This is a genomic window from Paucihalobacter ruber, assembly GCF_006494535.1.
Lineage (GTDB): Bacteria > Bacteroidota > Bacteroidia > Flavobacteriales > Flavobacteriaceae > Paucihalobacter > Paucihalobacter ruber.
The window spans coordinates 90,469-107,911 of record NZ_VHIQ01000005.1; the positions used below are offsets into that span (position 1 = coordinate 90,469).

Annotated in this window: 16 protein-coding genes; 2 read left to right on the plus strand and 14 right to left on the minus strand. The window is 37.8% G+C overall.

The window, feature by feature from the left end:
- Positions 1 to 132: 132 nt before the first annotated feature.
- The 14 genes from FJ651_RS10905 to FJ651_RS10970 all read right to left on the minus strand — a co-directional run bounded on the left by FJ651_RS10905 (position 133) and on the right by FJ651_RS10970 (position 13,182).
- Positions 133 to 588 (minus strand): VOC family protein, encoded by a 456-nt coding sequence (locus tag FJ651_RS10905; protein ID WP_216746134.1) that lies wholly within the window; start codon positions 586 to 588, stop codon positions 133 to 135.
- Positions 589 to 806: 218 nt separating this feature from the next.
- Entirely contained in the window at positions 807 to 2,540 is a 1,734-nt protein-coding gene (locus FJ651_RS10910; RefSeq protein ID WP_216746135.1) for an adenylate/guanylate cyclase domain-containing protein, read from the minus strand.
- Positions 2,541 to 2,710: 170 nt separating this feature from the next.
- Positions 2,711 to 3,130, minus strand: coding sequence for a hypothetical protein (locus FJ651_RS10915; protein WP_140990563.1), 420 nt, complete (start codon positions 3,128 to 3,130; stop codon positions 2,711 to 2,713).
- A gap of 75 nt (positions 3,131 to 3,205) precedes the next feature.
- The gene (locus tag FJ651_RS10920) at positions 3,206 to 3,967 is read right to left on the minus strand and encodes an SDR family NAD(P)-dependent oxidoreductase (protein ID WP_140990564.1); all 762 of its coding nucleotides are present in this window, start codon (positions 3,965 to 3,967) and stop codon (positions 3,206 to 3,208) included.
- A 22-nt stretch (positions 3,968 to 3,989) separates the two neighbouring features.
- Positions 3,990 to 5,291 (minus strand): DUF418 domain-containing protein, encoded by a 1,302-nt coding sequence (locus tag FJ651_RS10925; RefSeq protein ID WP_140990565.1) that lies wholly within the window; start codon positions 5,289 to 5,291, stop codon positions 3,990 to 3,992.
- A 46-nt stretch (positions 5,292 to 5,337) separates the two neighbouring features.
- Positions 5,338 to 6,654 carry a DUF418 domain-containing protein gene (locus tag FJ651_RS10930; RefSeq protein ID WP_140990566.1) on the minus strand — a complete coding sequence of 439 codons (1,317 nt, stop codon included), beginning with the start codon at positions 6,652 to 6,654 and terminating at the stop codon, positions 5,338 to 5,340.
- 23 nt (positions 6,655 to 6,677) lie between these two features.
- Positions 6,678 to 7,553 carry an SDR family oxidoreductase gene (locus FJ651_RS10935; protein ID WP_140990567.1) on the minus strand — a complete coding sequence of 292 codons (876 nt, stop codon included), beginning with the start codon at positions 7,551 to 7,553 and terminating at the stop codon, positions 6,678 to 6,680.
- A 23-nt stretch (positions 7,554 to 7,576) separates the two neighbouring features.
- Positions 7,577 to 8,332: an SDR family NAD(P)-dependent oxidoreductase gene (locus FJ651_RS10940; protein WP_140990568.1), complete on the minus strand. Its 756-nt coding sequence runs from the start codon at positions 8,330 to 8,332 to the stop codon at positions 7,577 to 7,579.
- 62 nt (positions 8,333 to 8,394) lie between these two features.
- Complete coding sequence (locus tag FJ651_RS10945) at positions 8,395 to 8,895, minus strand: YybH family protein (RefSeq protein ID WP_140990569.1); 501 nt, start codon at positions 8,893 to 8,895, stop codon at positions 8,395 to 8,397.
- Between the two features lie 12 nt (positions 8,896 to 8,907).
- A complete protein-coding gene (ahr, locus tag FJ651_RS10950) occupies positions 8,908 to 9,912 on the minus strand; it encodes an NADPH-dependent aldehyde reductase Ahr (RefSeq protein WP_140990570.1) in 1,005 nt (334 codons plus the stop codon).
- A 284-nt stretch (positions 9,913 to 10,196) separates the two neighbouring features.
- Positions 10,197 to 10,610, minus strand: a complete 414-nt coding sequence (locus tag FJ651_RS10955) for a RidA family protein (protein WP_140990571.1) — start codon at positions 10,608 to 10,610, stop codon at positions 10,197 to 10,199.
- Between the two features lie 39 nt (positions 10,611 to 10,649).
- The gene (locus FJ651_RS10960) at positions 10,650 to 11,504 is read right to left on the minus strand and encodes an SDR family oxidoreductase (RefSeq protein WP_140990572.1); all 855 of its coding nucleotides are present in this window, start codon (positions 11,502 to 11,504) and stop codon (positions 10,650 to 10,652) included.
- Between the two features lie 23 nt (positions 11,505 to 11,527).
- A complete protein-coding gene (locus tag FJ651_RS15820) occupies positions 11,528 to 12,388 on the minus strand; it encodes a nuclear transport factor 2 family protein (RefSeq protein ID WP_246085356.1) in 861 nt (286 codons plus the stop codon).
- A 71-nt stretch (positions 12,389 to 12,459) separates the two neighbouring features.
- Positions 12,460 to 13,182, minus strand: a complete 723-nt coding sequence (locus tag FJ651_RS10970) for a hypothetical protein (RefSeq protein WP_140990573.1) — start codon at positions 13,180 to 13,182, stop codon at positions 12,460 to 12,462.
- 609 nt (positions 13,183 to 13,791) lie between these two features.
- On the opposite strand from FJ651_RS10970, the gene FJ651_RS10975 reads away from it, so the two are divergent.
- Both FJ651_RS10975 and FJ651_RS10980 read left to right on the plus strand, forming a co-directional pair.
- Positions 13,792 to 16,737 carry a sensor histidine kinase gene (locus FJ651_RS10975; protein ID WP_140990574.1) on the plus strand — a complete coding sequence of 982 codons (2,946 nt, stop codon included), beginning with the start codon at positions 13,792 to 13,794 and terminating at the stop codon, positions 16,735 to 16,737.
- 70 nt (positions 16,738 to 16,807) lie between these two features.
- Positions 16,808 to 17,437: a response regulator transcription factor gene (locus tag FJ651_RS10980; RefSeq protein WP_246085357.1), complete on the plus strand. Its 630-nt coding sequence runs from the start codon at positions 16,808 to 16,810 to the stop codon at positions 17,435 to 17,437.
- Positions 17,438 to 17,443 lie beyond the last annotated feature (6 nt).

The following is a 17,443-nucleotide window of genomic DNA, read 5'->3' on the forward strand; positions in this document are numbered from 1 at the left end:
TTTAACTGTTATATGGAATCTCGCATGAATCATAATAATTCCTCTTTGTGTCACTTTGGGTCATGCCTGTCTGCCTCAGGCAGGCTCGATTTCATATTCTGTTTTTTAGTGCCGATGTAAAGCGGCTTTATTTTATTCATTAATGCTATTCACCTCGATCCAATAACCATCCGGGTCTTGAAAGAATACTTGTCTAATTCCATCAGGCCTCACGTTAATTTTATTGAGGTTTCCGGGGAAATCGGAGTATTCAATGTTCATTTCCCTTAGTTTCTGAACGAATTCATCAAAATCGGCAGTTGATAAGGCCAGGTGAATGGCTTTATTGGTTTTAACATCCTCTTTTAAAACAGATAATAGGTGTAATTCCTTACCATCGCCCAAAGACATCCATTTGACGTCTTTAGCTTCGGGTGGCAGTGGAATTATTTTCAAATTCAAAACGTCTGTATAAAATTTAGCTGAAATATTGACGTCTTTGACTGACAATGCTATGTGATTAAAAGTAAGAGAGACCTCTTTGTTTTCTTGTCCGTTAACAATACCAGACAACTGGATTAAAAGGAGAAGGATGATGGTTTTTTTCATGTTTTTTATAGTTTGATAGTTCATGTTTTAGTTTGTGTAGTGTTGGTTTCCTTAACTATTAAGATTCACTAAATATATAGCTCTAAATTAAATTGTAATATGCTTTTCTGGAGTATAACATTATTTATCAAGCAAATGAGTTGTTTTACTTGTTCTGTGATATTTTTGGTAGTTATAGTGTTTTTTCAAAAAGTTTATTTTAAAATTCATATTTTTTTCTAAAAGATTTTATCATTTTGTATGAAGTTAATTTTAGGGTCGGAGTGCTTCTGAAGGGGCTCAGACACAAAAAACATCTTTAATTTGCCTCTATTTTTCACTTCTAATTCTCCGCGATAGCTACAGCTAAATTCAGATTTTATGATGTGATAGGTATTCTCTGAAATATTTATTTTACCGGGTTCGGAATTCGTTTCCATTCTGGCGGCTATGTTAACCGTATCGCCCCAAATATCATAGGCAAACTTTTTGCTACCTACAACGCCTGCTACTACCGGTCCGGTATTGATACCAATTCTTATATCGAAGGACGCAGAGGTTAAATTACTCTCTTTAGATGAATTCACAAACGCAACCATTTCAAAGGCGGCTTTTGTCATTTTAATAGCATGGTCTTCAGTAACAAATGGCAATCCGCCAGCCACCATATAGGCATCACCAACAGTTTTTATTTTTTCTAGACCGTATTTCTCAACAATTTCATCAAATTTTGAAAAATAATAATCAACCGTATTAACCAGTTCTTCTGGTTCTAAATTTTCAGCATAATGTGTAAATCCTTTAAAATCAGAAAATAGAACTGTTACAGAATCAAACCTTTTGGCCTTTACTCTACCATGATCTTTTAATTCCTGAGCTGTTTTTTCCGGTAAAATGTTTAGTAATAATTTGTCTGATCGTTCTTTTTCGTTTGAAATAATTTTGTTGGTTTTTTTGATATAATTGTTGCGTCTATATAATCCTAAAGCTATTACTATTATAAAAAACGAAGCACCTGCAATCGCAAACATGACAATGCGGTTGGTTTTTCGTTTTTGAGTGAGTAAATCTACCTCTGACTGCTTTTTACCAACTTCCATATCCGTTCTTAAATCTGCAACTTGTTGAACCGTTTCAATATTGATAATGCTATCTCTGTAGATTTTATAATTTTTATAAGCGTTTAAGGCGCGATCAAACTGGCCTGACTTTTCGTACAGTTTTGACAATTGAAGGTTGGCCTCACTAATTTGGTCTTTGGCTTTTAACTTTTTAGCTAATTGTAAACTTCTTGATGAATATTCTAATGCTAAATCATAATTGGATTGGGTTTCGTAAATGCTAGACATTTCGTTTAAATAAACTGATACCGGATCATAATGTTCCAGCTCTTCTAACATTGCAATGGCCTTGTTTATATTGGCTTTAGCCATTTCATGCTGTCCTAAGGCAGCATAAACCATACCTTGATTACCCAAATTATAGGCGATGCCAATTTTAAAATCTAAGGATTTAAACAGTGTCTCAGACTCTTTAAAGTATTCCAAAGCCTTATCATACCGGCCGTCGTAATAAAATTCGTCACCGGCATTTAACAGTGCAGATGCCAATTTGGTACTATCATTTTTATTTTTGGTATCTCTCAATAATGCAATGCCTTGCTGGTAATAATGCTGGGCATTTTTAGAATTTTCCATTAGAGAATAGGTATCTGCAATGGAGATGGTTAGTGCAGCTTCGTCAAGGGTTTCTTCATCTGCCAACTTCGTATAGTCCATACAAACTAAATAAGATTCTAAAGCTTTGAGATAATCACCCATTTGTTGCAGAGCATTCGCTTTTTGAAGGTAACCTTGCGATAAAAAACTATAATTTTCCTGCTTTTTCGCTAATTCAATAATCATATTGGCCAGTTCTAACTTGTCACTCGGATTCAGTGTTTTTAAATTTAGAACCGAATCTAATACAACCATTTTTTTAAAAACTTCGGTTGTGTTCCTTATTTCAAATTTTAGACTATCAATGTTGAAATTTTCCTGTCCTTTTAAAATAAACGAAAACACAAAAAAAATGATAAACAACAGCGCGCCATTACATCGAATTTTTATGTGTTCTCGTACAAACATATTAAGTCTTTACTTTTTTATGATGCTTTACTAATTTGTAATTTAGGGTCTATAGTAAAAACATTTGAAGTATCGCCGTTGATATAGAATTTTATAGTGTATTCGCACTCTAAAACATTGTTCGGGTTACTTCCTCTTACACGAGCGCTCCAATTACCCATAGCGTCAGGACCATTTGGTCCCATAACAAAGAAATCTGTAGATGCATCATTAGGCGCTACGCTTGATAAATGAATAGTATCTACGCCGTCGCTTGATTGGGCAGACCATGTAACCATGGCACCGCCGTTTAATGGTGTGTTAAAAGCAGTAGCATTGGCGTTAGGAGGTAAAGTGTCTCCATCTCCGTCTGTAAAAGCTACCTGAGATAAAAAGTTAGACTGTGTAATACCTGAGGTGTTTACAGTTAAGGTGATTGTTTCGTTTGATCTTGACATAATATTAAATTTATTAATTGTTTAATTTTTAATTATTTGTAATTTTGAATCTAAGAAAATTGATTTTTTTAGTTGCTACATCGTTAAGGTTAGTCCGCCATCAACCGTAAGCGTTGACCCACTGATGTAACTGGCTCCATCTGAACACAGAAAAAGAATAGCGTTTGCCATCTCTTCGGGACTACCGGCACGTTGCAGATGTATGGTTGGAATTAATCCTTTATCGTACAAATCATCTCCAACAATACCTCTTAAACGATCGTGCATTGGTGTTTTGGTAACACCCGGGCACAACAAATTAACTCTAATGCCCTGAGGTGCTAATTCGGCCGAAGCACTAGACGTTAGTCCTATAAGACCATGTTTTGATGTTACATAAGCCGATCCGGTTGGAAAACCAAGAAAAGAATTGACCGAACCAATATTAACAATCGCACCACCATTGCCCGACTTTAGCATGGCTTTGGCTTGGTATTTCATGCAGAGAAAGGTACCTTTAAGATTGATATTAATAACTTGATCCCATTCCTCTTCGGGTAAATCAATAACACTTCCAAAGTTGCCCTCTATACCTGCACTGTTAACAGCATAATCTAACCTGCCAAAAGTATTAATGGTATGGGCGACCATTTGCTCGACGCTTTTAGCACTAGAGACATCGGTTTTTATGGCCGATGCCTTACAGCCCATTGCTTCTATTGACTTGACTAAGGCTTGAAGTTCTTCAATTCGGCGTGCGGCGACTACAACATTGGCACCTTTTTTTGCAAAAGCTTCGGCAGTCGCTTTACCTATGCCACTGCTTGCGCCGGTAATGAGTACTACTTTGTTTTTCATAATTCTATCATTAAATATGTTTTTAATTTTTCGTAACTTTAAAAGGCTGTTTCTTCCCATAAGTCAACGAACGCCATAACCATTCAAAGGGTCCAAATTGAAAATACTTTAGCCAAATCGGACTAGTAATCAGTTGAAAAATCCAGATGCTAAACACTACATAATACAATTCGTAGCGCTCTAACTGACCGAACATTCCAAAACCAACAAACACAATAGAGGTAATAATGCTATGCATTAAATAATTAGACAATGCCATGCGGCCAACCGCTGCCAGACCTCTTTGCAGAAAGCCAATAGCTCCCGATTTTATAAATAGCATAAAAAAGCCAATATGTCCCAAGGTAATAAATAGTCTGCCAACATGATAGGTTTGCTTGGCTTGTTGGACATGAAGAGTATCATAATTGCTGCCTGTAATTAAGGTAACTTCATAATAGTTCACGCTTAATCCAACCACATAACCAATTAAAGCCAGTATTACATAAAATTTGACACTTCTTTCACCGTGAAGTACTCTCAATTTATAAAAGGCCATTCCTAAAAACATAAAACTTAAAATGTCCCATACAAAATAGCGATATTGAACCCAGGTTTGCATCATCTGTATTTTACTGGCTTTTTGCTTTATGATGCTAAGGTAATTTCCCTTCATCCCATCAATGTATTCCTGTATTTCTTCTGGTGTTTTTTTAGTGGATAGTTTTTCCCATTGGCCTATGTCTTCTTCAGCTTTTTTGTCGAGTGTAGCACCACTTTCTTTTAAAACCATGGCTTTCTCATAGTCGGTTTTTAAATCTTTGTTTTTGTGATAGTCACTAATATCCCAAGCAATTCCTATGCAAATTAAAACTGCCGTAATTATTAGTAAATTTTTTACCCGTAAGTTTCTAAACGGAAACAAAAAGAATCCAAATAAGCCGTAAGCATACAAGATATCGCCATCCCAGAGAAACAGCCATGAGTTTACCAATCCAAATAGCAAAAGCCAAACGATTCTTCGGTAATACACATCGGCGGTTGAAATACCTGCACCTTTGTCAATGAGGCGCGACGTAAGCAATATAACACCGGCACCAAACAATATGGTAAACAAACCGCGCATGGTGCCTTCAAAAAATAGTTCATTGGCAAACCAAACTGTATAGTTTAGGCCCTCGGTGTGTCCAAGTACGCTAGGATCGGAATAGGAGTAGGGCAAGCCCATACCGTTGATATTCATGAGTAAAATCCCCAATAAGGCGATGCCTCTTATTACATCTAAGGCATTGATGCGAGATTGGTTGAACCTAGGTTTTAATTCGTTGGTGGTTAGTGGTTCCATGTAGTTGGTTAAAGTTTATTTTTATTTGTTTTCATTTTCATAAGTTTTATGTAATACTTAGTTTTTTAACTTTAAAAGGCTGCTTCTTCCCGTAAGTCAAGGAACGCCACAACCACTCAAAAGGGCCAAATAAGAAATATTTCAACCAAATGGGGCTTACAATAAGTTGGAAAATCCAGATGCTAAAAACCACATAATACAATTCGTATCGCTCTAATTGGCCATACAATCCAAACCCAAACCCAAGAAACACAATAGACGTGATGATGCTGTGCATTAAATAATTAGACAATGCCATGCGTCCAACCGCAGCCAAACCTCTTTGCAGAAAACCAATAGCACCCGATTTTATAAAGAGCATAAAAAAGCCAACATGTCCCAGGGTGATGAACAGTCTTCCAACATTATAGGTTTGTTTAGCCTGATAGATATGAATGGTATCAAAATCGTTACTAGTGATCAGGTTGACTTCGTAATAATTGACGCTCAAGCCTACTGCATATCCAATAATGGCTAAGAAAATATAGAAATTCGTGCTTTTTTCACCATGAAGTATTCTCCGTTTATAAAATGCCATTCCTAAAAACATAAAACTTAAAATGTCCCAAGCGCCATAACGGTATTGAAACCATGTTTGCATCCATTGTATTTCGTTGGCTTTTTCTTGTCGGACTTCAAAATAATTGCCTTGCATGCCGGTGATGTGTTCTTGAATTTCGTCCGGTGTTTTTTTAGTGGATATTTTTTCCCATTGGGCGATGGCTCCTTCGGCTTTCTTGTCAAGTTCGGCGCCACTTTCTTTTAAAGCCAGAGCTTCTTCAGCTTCAGTTTTTAGGGTTTTGTTTTTGTGATAGTCACTAATATCCCATGCGGTCCCTATGCAAATTAAAACTGCAGCAATAATGAGTAGATTCTTAACCGCTAAGTTTCTAAACGGAAACAAAAAGAACCCAAATAAGCCATAAGCATACAAAATATCGCCATCCCATAAAAATACCCATGTGTTGACCAAGCCAAATAGCAAAAGCCACACGATTCTTCTGTAATAGACATCGGCGGTTGAAATACCTGCACCTTTATCAATAAGCCTTGTAGTTAGTAAAATAACGCCTGCTCCGAACAGTATGGTAAACAGGCCGCGCATGGTACCTTCAAAAAAGAGTTCGTTGACCAACCACACGGCATAGTTTAGGCCTTCGGTATGGCCAAGAACACTTGGGTCTTCGTAGGAGTAGGGCAAGCCCATGCCATTGATATTCATTAGTAAAATACCTAGTAGGGCGATACCTCTAATTACATCTAAGGCGTTGATACGGGCGTGTTTTAAGGTGGGTTTTAATTCGTTGGTGGTTAGTGGTTCCATGTAGTTGGTTATAGTTGATTTGTTTATGGTTTAGATTTTGCACCGTCAAAGTCGGCTATATTGAAAGCTTTTAACATTTCCTGTCGAACAGGTTCTGTAACATCGTTCATACTTTGCGCCCCCATATCTAAACCTACAATATTTCTTAAGGGTCTTTTTCCTGCGGGAAGATTGATGAGTTCTTCAAATTTTTTCACCACTAAATCCGGATCGGTTGGTGCATCGGGATTTTCAAAAGCCGCCATGGATTGACTGCCGAAGGTATCCAAAAAGCTGGCTACATGGTCGTATGCCGCTGCAGTGGTAGTGTCTTCGGGATAAATGACGCCCGGAAAAAAATTAGTTGAGAACGGACCAGGTTGTACAATGGCGACATCGATTCCCAACGGACCAAGCTCATAGCGTAAGGCTTCGCTCATGCCTTCAACAGCCCATTTACTGGCGTGATAAATCCCAAATCCGGGTACTGCCAATCGGCCTGCAATGGAGCTTAGTTGAATAACCAGCCCCGATTTTTTTGCGCGCATCATTGGCAACACGGCTTTTAGCATGCGCACGTTACCAATCACGTTTAAATCGAGTTGCGCCATGCATTCTTCAGACGAAAAGGCTTCAACAGGTCCGCCAAAACCTCTACCGGCATTGTTAATCAACACATCACAATTGTTAATGTGTTTCATGGCATCAGCAACGCTTTGGTCTGAAGTGACATCTAAATCCACAACCTCTAGGTGCAGGTTTTTAGATTTTGCAAAATCTGATAATTCTTTTGCAGGTCCGGCATTTTTGGCTTTGGTGTTACGCATGGTGGCATATACATGATGCCCTTTTTCTGCAAGATACTTGGCAGCTTCAAATCCGAATCCTGTGCTGCATCCTGTGATTAGTATACTTTTCATATGTTTATTTTGATTAAATTGTTTTACAAATTAGCTTTATGTTGTCCGCCATCTACAGCTAGACAGGTGCCAACAACCCAACTGGCGCATGGCGAAACGATGAATGTGGCTACTTTGCCTATTTCGTCCGGTGTGCCTAGTCTTCCCGAAGGGATAGAACTGAGTGCCCAATCGTACAATGGTGGGTTTTGTGTTTTGGTCAATTCCCAAAGTCCATCGGGAAACTCTACTGAGCCTGGTGCAATGGTATTGACTCTGATATTTTTTGGTGCCAGTTGAATGGCCATAGTTTTAGAATAGCTAATGATGGCTGCTTTTACTGCGGCGTAAGCAGGCGGTGATCCGGCTTCAAGACCGGAACCCGATGAAATAAACAAAATGTTGCCACTACCTGCCTCAAGCATCCATGGAATGACTTTTCTGGTAGCGTTAACGCTGCCTAATAAATCGACATTGATGGAAGTTTCCCAGTCGCTAAAATCGTCACCGAGGCTCAAAGCTGAAACATTATTAACTAAAATATCAACGGTTCCAAATTGTGCTTTTACACGGTTTAGAAACGAATGTAATTCTTCGGAATTTCCAACATCGCAAGTTGATGCAATTACTTTTACGCCTTTGTCAAGCAGTTCTTTTTCGGTCTTTTTTAAGGCTGCTTCACCTCGGGCACAAATAGCTACGTTGACGCCTTCTTCTGCCAAGTTTAATGCAATACTTCTCCCTATACCTTTACTGCCACCGGTGACGATGGCGTTTTTTCCTTTGAGTTGTAAATTCATGATGATGATATTTCTTAATTATTATTTTCAATTAAAGTGATTATTTCTTCAACTGTTTATTGTTATGGTGTATCTGTATTAATCATGTCTTTATACATTTTCCACATCCCATCTTCCTTTTTCCAAATCACTAACGATTTTCCTATGAGGGTATCTTTCCCATTACTTAAAGTCCACTGTTCAGTATCTAATAAATAGTCGCCACAACCCTCTGCCCAGGTAGATTCTACGTCTAAATCTGTAAATCCACCTGCAATAAATCCTTCAAAAGCTTTTTCAATCTCCTCTCTTCCGGTAAAAATTTGGCTATTATGTGGCATAAATACACCGTCTTCGGTATAAAATTTGGCTACAGCTTTGGCGTTTCCACTTGCCAGAGCTTCCTTAACGCCTTCAAATGATTTTTGCAGTTCTTCTTTTTCTTTTTCTAAATCAAAAACTGTATTCGTTTCTACTATTTCACTTTCTACAGACTTGGGAGCATTATTGCAGCTTGTTGAAATAAATAGTAAAACAATGATGATTGAGATGGCCTTGGTTTTGTTTTTAATAAGATTTTTCATTTTGTTTTGGTTTTAATTTTTCAATACAATTCTAAAACGCGCCTTACCTGATTCTAAATGGGCTAAAGCTTCATTTGCTTTTGCCATAGGAAACTCTTCTGTAATAGGGTAGATGTCGTGACGCACGCAGAATTCAAGCATAGTGCGGGTTAGTGCCGGGCTACCAAGCGGACTGCCTGCAACCGACTTTTCTCCCATTATTAAGGTAAATGCCGGAATTGCCAAAGGCTCCAATACTGCACCGACATTGTGAAATTTTCCTTTGGGTGCGAGTGCCACCAAATAGGAATTCCAATCTAAGGTGACATTGGTGGTATTCAGAATAAAGTTTAAAGTCCCGGCGATTTTTTCCAATTCTTCCGGCTTTGTTGAATCTACTACTTTGGTCGCGCCCATTTTTAAAATGGATTCTTTTTTACTTGGGTTGGAACTAAAGGCAACCACTTCGCAACCCCATTTATTCAGAAACTTGAGTGCCATATGTCCCAAACCACCTATGCCAATAACCCCAACTTTGTCGGTTGCTTTAACACCTGCCAGCAGAATGGGATTAAACACCGTGATTCCGCCACAAAGCAAAGGCCCTGCTTTATCTAGGTTAATGCCATCAGGTAAAGGAATGGCCCAAGACCAATGGCTTCGTACATAGTCGGCAAAACCGCCATGACGGCCGCCAATGGTGAACTGTACGCTAGAACAAAGGTGATGCGATCCGTCCATACATTCATGGCACGACATACAAGAACTGGAATACCAGCCCACGCCCACTTTATCTCCAACTTTTACGTTTTTAACCGCATTACCTGCGGCGACAACTTCACCTATAATTTCATGTCCGGGAACAATGGGGTAGGTGGTCATGCCCCAATCGTTGTTCATCATACTAAGGTCTGAATGGCAGATCCCGCAATTGATGACTTTGACATCGACTTGCTCTGCTCCAAGTTCTCCCATTTCGTAAGAGAATGCTTCTAATTTTTGGTTGGGGCCTTTTGCCGCAAATGCTGATACTTTCATAATTTATTAAGAGATTTTATGTTTTTTAAAGCTTTTTAATATATTTTTAAATCATATACTTTGTGGTAAAAAATATACCACAGACGTGTCCGCCTTTGGAGGAGGCACAGAGAACACAAAGAAAAACTCTGTGTGCTTTGTGCCTTTGTGGTGGAAATATCGCACTTCAAACCAGCCTGACCCGCTTTGCGCTTTAAAGTTGCAGGCAGAGACGCAAATAACGAAAGAGGTTAATTTTTTTAATGCCGAAAATTCTATTTTTAAATTTTTTAAGGTCAACATATTTAGTTAGTCTTGTAAACTTCCATTTCAATTTCAATCATCAATTCCGGTAAAGCCAATTCTTTTACGCCCAACCAAGTTCCTGTGGGAAAGTGATTTTTATAAATTTCAGCACGGTATCCCGCATGTTCTAGAAACAAAGCCATATTGGTGGTAAATACATCTTCTTTAACGACATCATCAAAGGTGCAGCCGTAATGTTTTAGAATTTTATCTAAGTCGGCATAGCAATTTTTCATTTGTTGCTCCAAATCTCCCACAGCTGTCGGATTGCCTTCATCGTCCATACTTACGGCACCTGAAATTTTGATATGGTTTCCAATTTTTACGGCGTGTGAATAGCCATAGGCTTTTTCGACTTCCGGACGGAGTAAGAAGTACTCCGGTTTTTCTGAATTGTGTGTTGATTTTCCCATTCTTTATTTTTAATAAGTATTGTTTTAATTACTTTGATTTCACCTGGCATCTAATCCAAAATCTTGTTCTACGGATTTATACCAGTCTTCATTGCTGCAAGCGCTCCAGTCTATCCATTGTTCGTCGGTCATTGATTTGCGCCATTGAATAAATGGTTCGGCATCGGGACCAACAGGATGTCTCAATTTCCAGGTGCCACTTTCTGCCACTTCCAAAATTTTGTCGGCGACCAATGTTGGTGGTGTTGGTGTTTTTAGTGACGCCGAGAACATTCCGGCGAGACGCTTTGAATGTGGATAGAGAGATTCCGCATCTATACTAATATCGCTCGCCATTTGCGTATTGATTATGCCTGGCTCCACGACGACAACCCGAATGTTAAATGGTTTTACTTCACCCGCCAAGGCTTCACTCATGGCTTCAAGCGCAAATTTGCTGGCAGCATAAGCTCCCAACGGACCACTTGAGATATGACCAGAAACCGAGGCAATGTTGATAATGCAGCCCGCTCGATTCTTTCGCATCAAAGGCAACAAAGCTTTCGTGCAGCGAAGCACCCCAAAATAGTTGGTTTCCATGACATCCTTGAAGTCTTTCATATTCAATTCCTCAATGGAACCATGGCGTTCAATCCCAGCGTTATTGACCAGAACATCAATGAATTTATGTTTTTTAATAATGTCATCGATGCATTGTTTTACAGAATCATCAGAATCTACGTCCATTTCAGCTATAGTAATGTCTAAAGATTCGGTTGCTATTATTTGTTTGAAATCGTCAGCCTTTGAAGTATTGCGCATAGTAGCAAATACCTTATAGCCAGATATTCCAAAAGCGAGAGCCGTTTCAAGGCCAATACCTTTGCTTGTTCCGGTAATTAATACGTGTTTCATTTTTGTTCGTTTAAAGGAAAATTCTATTTTCCTGTGACGTCATACAATTTCTTAGTATCCACATATTGCTGAAAGGCAGTGATTTTTCCGTTGTTTAAAGTCCATAAATGCGCAACTTGCGCATTAAAAGTTTTGCCATTGTTGTGTTTGGCATCGTAACGTAAAGTGGCCAAGACTTTGTTGTTAGTCATATCGTGCAACTCAATATCTTGCAAATTGAAGTACTCGTGTTCAGCGAGAACTCTGCCAAACACGCCGTTTAAAACAGCTTCGGGACCAATGTAGGGATTGCCATCGGCATAAAAATTACTTTCGGCTTCGTTCCAAACAATTCCTGGATCCATAGCGGCCAGAACTGCGGGCACATCACCGGCTGCAAAGGCTTTGTATAATTGGTCTATTACTACGCTGTTTTCAGGATTGTAGAAAAATCTAGAAATATCCCAATAGCCATATTCTTTTACAATTTTACCACCAACAAATTGTATGGTCATGTGTGCCGGGATATCATAAGTTTTTCCATCGGCTTTGAGTTTTCCTTGCCATAAACCCCAAAAGTTAACCCAGGTTTCACCCTTATCGGTGACCACCATTTCGTAGTCGCTTTCAGAGTCTACGTAATTCCAGGTCGAAAAAAGTGAAGCATCTTGTTGGTTCGATGCTATCAATTCTGTTAAGGTTAGGCCCTTATCCTTAGTGGCATTGTTGAAAATTTTGGCGGTGTCTGCATAGTGAGTCGCAAACGCATCCCAGTCAAGATTCTGGTAAGCTTTGATCACCTTTTTGTAGGTGTCAATTTCAGGTGATTGTTGGGTGTAACGAACGTTTTGGTTACAAGCTGTAAAAAGCACTACAGTTAGCGCTAAAAGAATTAATTTTTGCATAATGATAAAATTTAAAAACAGGCCAGACCTTTTTGATGTTGTCTGACCTGTTTGTTGGTTATTGGTTATTATTAGTTGGATAGTTTTTCGTTGAGGCTCCACATGTAAGCCCAGGAGTTATCAACAGCACTTCGATACTTAGCTCTTAAATCGTCTGTTTTTTTCTTGCCGTGTACGTTTTCGTATACTTTCCAAGGGCCATCGCGGTCTTCATCTAATGCGGCATATCCGCTAAATGAGCTCACCACCATATAATCCGGTGATTGTTCACTGCCTCCTTCAAATGCATACCATTGTCCGCGTGGTTCGCCTTCTTGAGTTTTTATAGTACCCGTAATTTCTTTAATAACTTCACTAAAAGCCGAGCCGTTTTTCACTCTGAAATAGGTTACCCAAACAACTTTGGTGTCGGTAGCCATTGTTTTTTTACTCCAATCGGGTAAGGTGCTGGCGATGTTATATTCTGATTTTTCAATATGAGGAATGATGAAATTAACAGCATTCATGGCGCATTTTTCGCTTGCGGGGTCTTCTTTATCCATTTCGGCCCAGTTGCTCATCCATCCGGTTAAGCCATAAACAGATCCTTCACCTTGAACTCTCGACCAAAAATTCCATTGGTTGGCACCTTCGTTTTCAACATAGCAATCTTTCCACTTGCTAACGCCTTCAAGAAATTGTGCGTTGTGACCTTGTTTAACGGTTATAACGCTCATTGATAAAAGCGCTTCTTCAAAATTTTGCGATGTTACCATTAACGGCAACATGAGTAATACAATACATAATTGTTTCATTGTGTTTAATTTTAATTGGTTAATAATATTTTATATAAAGAATGCGGGGCAACAGGTAACATCTCCACAAAAACTGTTAGCCCCGATTCTTTTTCTAATCATTTAAGAGTTTTATGTTTAAAGCTGCTGAAATGACGATTAACTCTTTACAAAACACTTCTAACATTTAGTCTTATTTTTTTAATGATTAGTTTAATTTTTAATTGAAAATATAATTAGACTTTGTTTAGGTTTTGTGCCAATTATTGATTTGAATAACTTCAAAAAATTGAAAACAAATAGCTTAAATAAATAGGTCTTATAATTAATATTTGTGAAGAACGACAGCCATGGCATACCCAAACTTTTAGGCCTGTTAACTTCGGCCGTCTTTAATAAATAGTTACTGTCTATATACATCTTCAATAATTTATCAGGCTATTAATCAATTATGAGATGTAGGGCTTTTTTGTACATCTGCAAGATAAGCAGGTATTTTTGCAAGTTCAATCACATATTCATGTGGTTGTTGTGACTAAAAAATGTTATCTTTGATAATCTAACTCAACCCTTGTGACTGCTTTTAAAATTTTTCGTAATTGTTTACGAATAGTTTTTTTGTTATCGTTTATGGCATTTTCTCAAAATGCCGTGCAAGTTGAAGTCCTTTCTACCGATGATGGCTTGAATTTTAGACATGTAAATACCATTGCTCAAGATGCCGACGGTTTTATGTGGTTTGGTACCAGACAAGGTATTGCTAAATACGATGGTAATATTTTTAAAGTATTTGATAACAGCAAGAATAATCACAATTTTATTCCTTTTGAAGTTTTAATTAAAGTTGAATATCAGAAGTCTAACAACACCTTATGGTTTATTGCAAATCACAAGCTATTCCGCTTAAATCTTGAGACCGAAACATTAGATGAGATTGAAGATGAGAACGGATTTCTTAAAAATGAAGTCTTAGAAATCGCCTTCGATAAAACCGATAATTTATGGATTGTGACAGATGAATTTAATTCTGATCAAACCAAGATTCAAACCCTTTTAAAATACAATGGTAAATCGTTTCAATTTATCAAGTCTCTCGAGCGACAAAGTGCGGGATTCACTGCTTTAGATATTACCAATTCAAATGAGATTTGTTGGACCACCATCAATCATGGCTTAACGCTTTTTGATCAAAATGGGAAGGTTCTCAAAAATAAAAAATTAGACACCTTCGATTGGTATGGGTATACCATACATTATGGGGAGTCGTTTATGGGTTCTAATAATCAGCATTACTACTTTCCTGAAAGTAAAGGTGGTATTGATGTTTATAACAATTTGGAATTTAGTCACCGACTTTTAGATGATAAGGCCATTTTTTTCAACGCTACAGAAGATCGTTACGGTGGTATTTGGTTTTCGGGGAAAAAAGAATTGTTTTACCTTAATGCCTCCGGTGACCTCTATGATTACACAAAAAATATTGCACAAAGTATAGACTTCTCTAATATTAACTGTCTTTTTATAGATGATTCGAACTTGCTTTGGCTGGGCACAGATAACGGACTTATCAAAGTAAAACTGAAGCCGCAAAATTTTAAACAAATACTTAAAGTAGATGAAAGTAGCTGGGGTCGCACCTTCAGAAGTATTTTTCCGCTTCAAGGCGGCGATATTGCAGCTATGTGCGAGTCCGAAAATCAGCTGTACCGCATTAATTCCAAAGGTGACGCTACACCAATCTTACTTCCAGACGGAAGCCGTAAATTAAAAGATGCCCGTTTTTTTGTGGCCGATACACAAAACAACAAGGCCTATACCGTTACTAATTTTTTAATAGAAATAGATTTTAACACCAATAGTTTAACCACCTATGGTAATTATAAACTTTTTTTAAACGAAACAAAACCCAATCCAATTATCAGGTTAGCAGATGGCAGACTTTTGACGGGTTATAAGTTTTCAAAACTCATATTCATCGACCCAGAGACCAAAGCTTTTAAACCGGTTCTTTTAGAACCCCCAACTGAGGATTATGAGATTAAAACACTAATTCAAAGCAACATCAATCCTGAAATTATTTGGGTAGGGACATCCAACCAAGGATTGTTAAAAGTTAACCTGAATGGCATTTTAGAGGCTGAATACAACATCAGTTCAGTTCCTTCTTTGAATAAAAACTCTATTTTAAGCTTATATGAAATTGATAACCAACTTTTAATAGGCACCTTTGGTGGTGGTATCAATATTTTAGATTTAGGTAAAAATACAATTAAGGTTATTGATAAAGAAGATGGACTTTCAGACAACAATGTGGTATCAATTCTATCAACCGGTACTAAAGACATAGTTGCTGCTACCTATAATGGCATATCAACCTTTAATATAAAAACCAATAACCATCATAACTATTTTGTAGAAGATGGTCTTACTAATAATGAATTCAACTACACGTCAGCTTACAAAGATGCGTATGGCAATTTTTACTTTGGAGGTTTAAATGGTATTAATAAGTTTGAATTTGAAGAACTTTCACAAGAATACACACTTCCAAAGGTGAATTTCACAAGATTTGAAGTTTACAATCAAAGAGACAAAACCACTACCCAGATTACAAAAATGAATGAAGGCGCTATTTTATTAACGCCGTATGATCAGCATTTTAAAATAGACTGGTCTATTCCTGATTATTTTAACAAAAACAATTATACCTATTACACCAAATTGGAAGGTTTTGAAAATGAATGGTTTTACCAAGGCAACCAAAACAGCATCAGGTATAATAAATTACCTGCCGGAGATTATGTGCTAAAAGTGAAAGGTATGGATTCTAATGGTAATGAAAGCAGGGCGGCTTTGAGTATTCCCATTCAGGTGAAACAGATCTTCTATAAAAAATGGTGGTTTATTACCTTAATAATTTTGTCTGTGTTTGGTGTGATGTATGTGGTATTTCAATATCGATTAAATCAGGCCTTGGCCATGGAGCGCCTACGCACCAAAATATCGAGCGACCTGCACGACGACGTAGGCTCCATGTTAACCGGTCTCGCCATGCAAACCGAAATGCTTGAAATGCAAGCGACCAACAGTATCGACAAAAACAGACTACACCAAATTACCACTTTAAGTCGCAATACCATTTCGCATATGCGCGATTTGGTATGGAGTATTGACAGTAGAAGAGACACCATGGGCGATTTGATTGAGCGTATGCGCGAACTGGCTGAAGAACTGTTGCTGCCTTCAAATATTTCATATGACTTTCAAACAGACGATTTGAATCTGCAAAAAAAGTTAGACCTCAACTGCCGTAGAAATTTGTTTTTAATCTACAAAGAAGCCATCACCAATATTGTTAAACATTCTAATGCCAATAACGTTACCATTAATATCATCAATAAAAATGGGGCTTGTAATCTTTCAATTAAAGACGACGGTCTTGTTAAAAATTTTGAAAATTGTAGTGGTTTAGGATTGGCTAATATGAAGCTCAGGTGCGACAGCATCAAAGCCAAGCTGGAATTTGATTTAAACAACGGATTTGGTATTAACGTCTCATTACCACACAGTATTTAATAAACCACATCGATATGTGGTTGAAAATCCTTAAATTATAAGCTATCTTTTCCCTTTTAAACAATAAATAGTGTCTAATAAAGTTAATTTAGTGATTGTTGAAGATGACCCGATAGTATTGGAAGGTCTTATGAGCTTTTTTCAAATGCAGCCTGCAGTCGCCATATTAAAAACCTTTACCAGTGCCGAAGCCTTCGTTAGCTGGCTAGAAACCGATGAACAGACCGGATTCATTTTGTTGCTAGATATTCAACTTCCGGGTAAAACAGGTGTAGAATCCTTACCGAAAATTAAAATGCTCTTACCTGATTTAGACGTTATTATTCTCACCACTTTTGAAGAAACCGACATGATTTTTAAGGCCTTAAGTGCCGGTGCTTGTTCTTATGTTTCAAAACGCTCTTCTCTACAAAAAATAAAAGAAGCCGTTGAAGTGGTTGCCCAAGGTGGCTCTTATATGTCGCCGGCCATTGCCCGTAAAATTGCCGATTTCTACGCGCCAAAAAAGCACCATCAATTAAGTGATAGGCAACTAGAAATTGTAAAAGGTATCGTTAATGGCAAAAGCTATAAAATGATAGCCAACGATTTATTCATTTCCTTAGATACCGTGCGTAGTCATATTAAAAATATTTATAACACTTTAGAGATTAATTCTAAGGCAGAATTGATCAGGAAGTCTTATGATAATGAGTTGTGATTACAA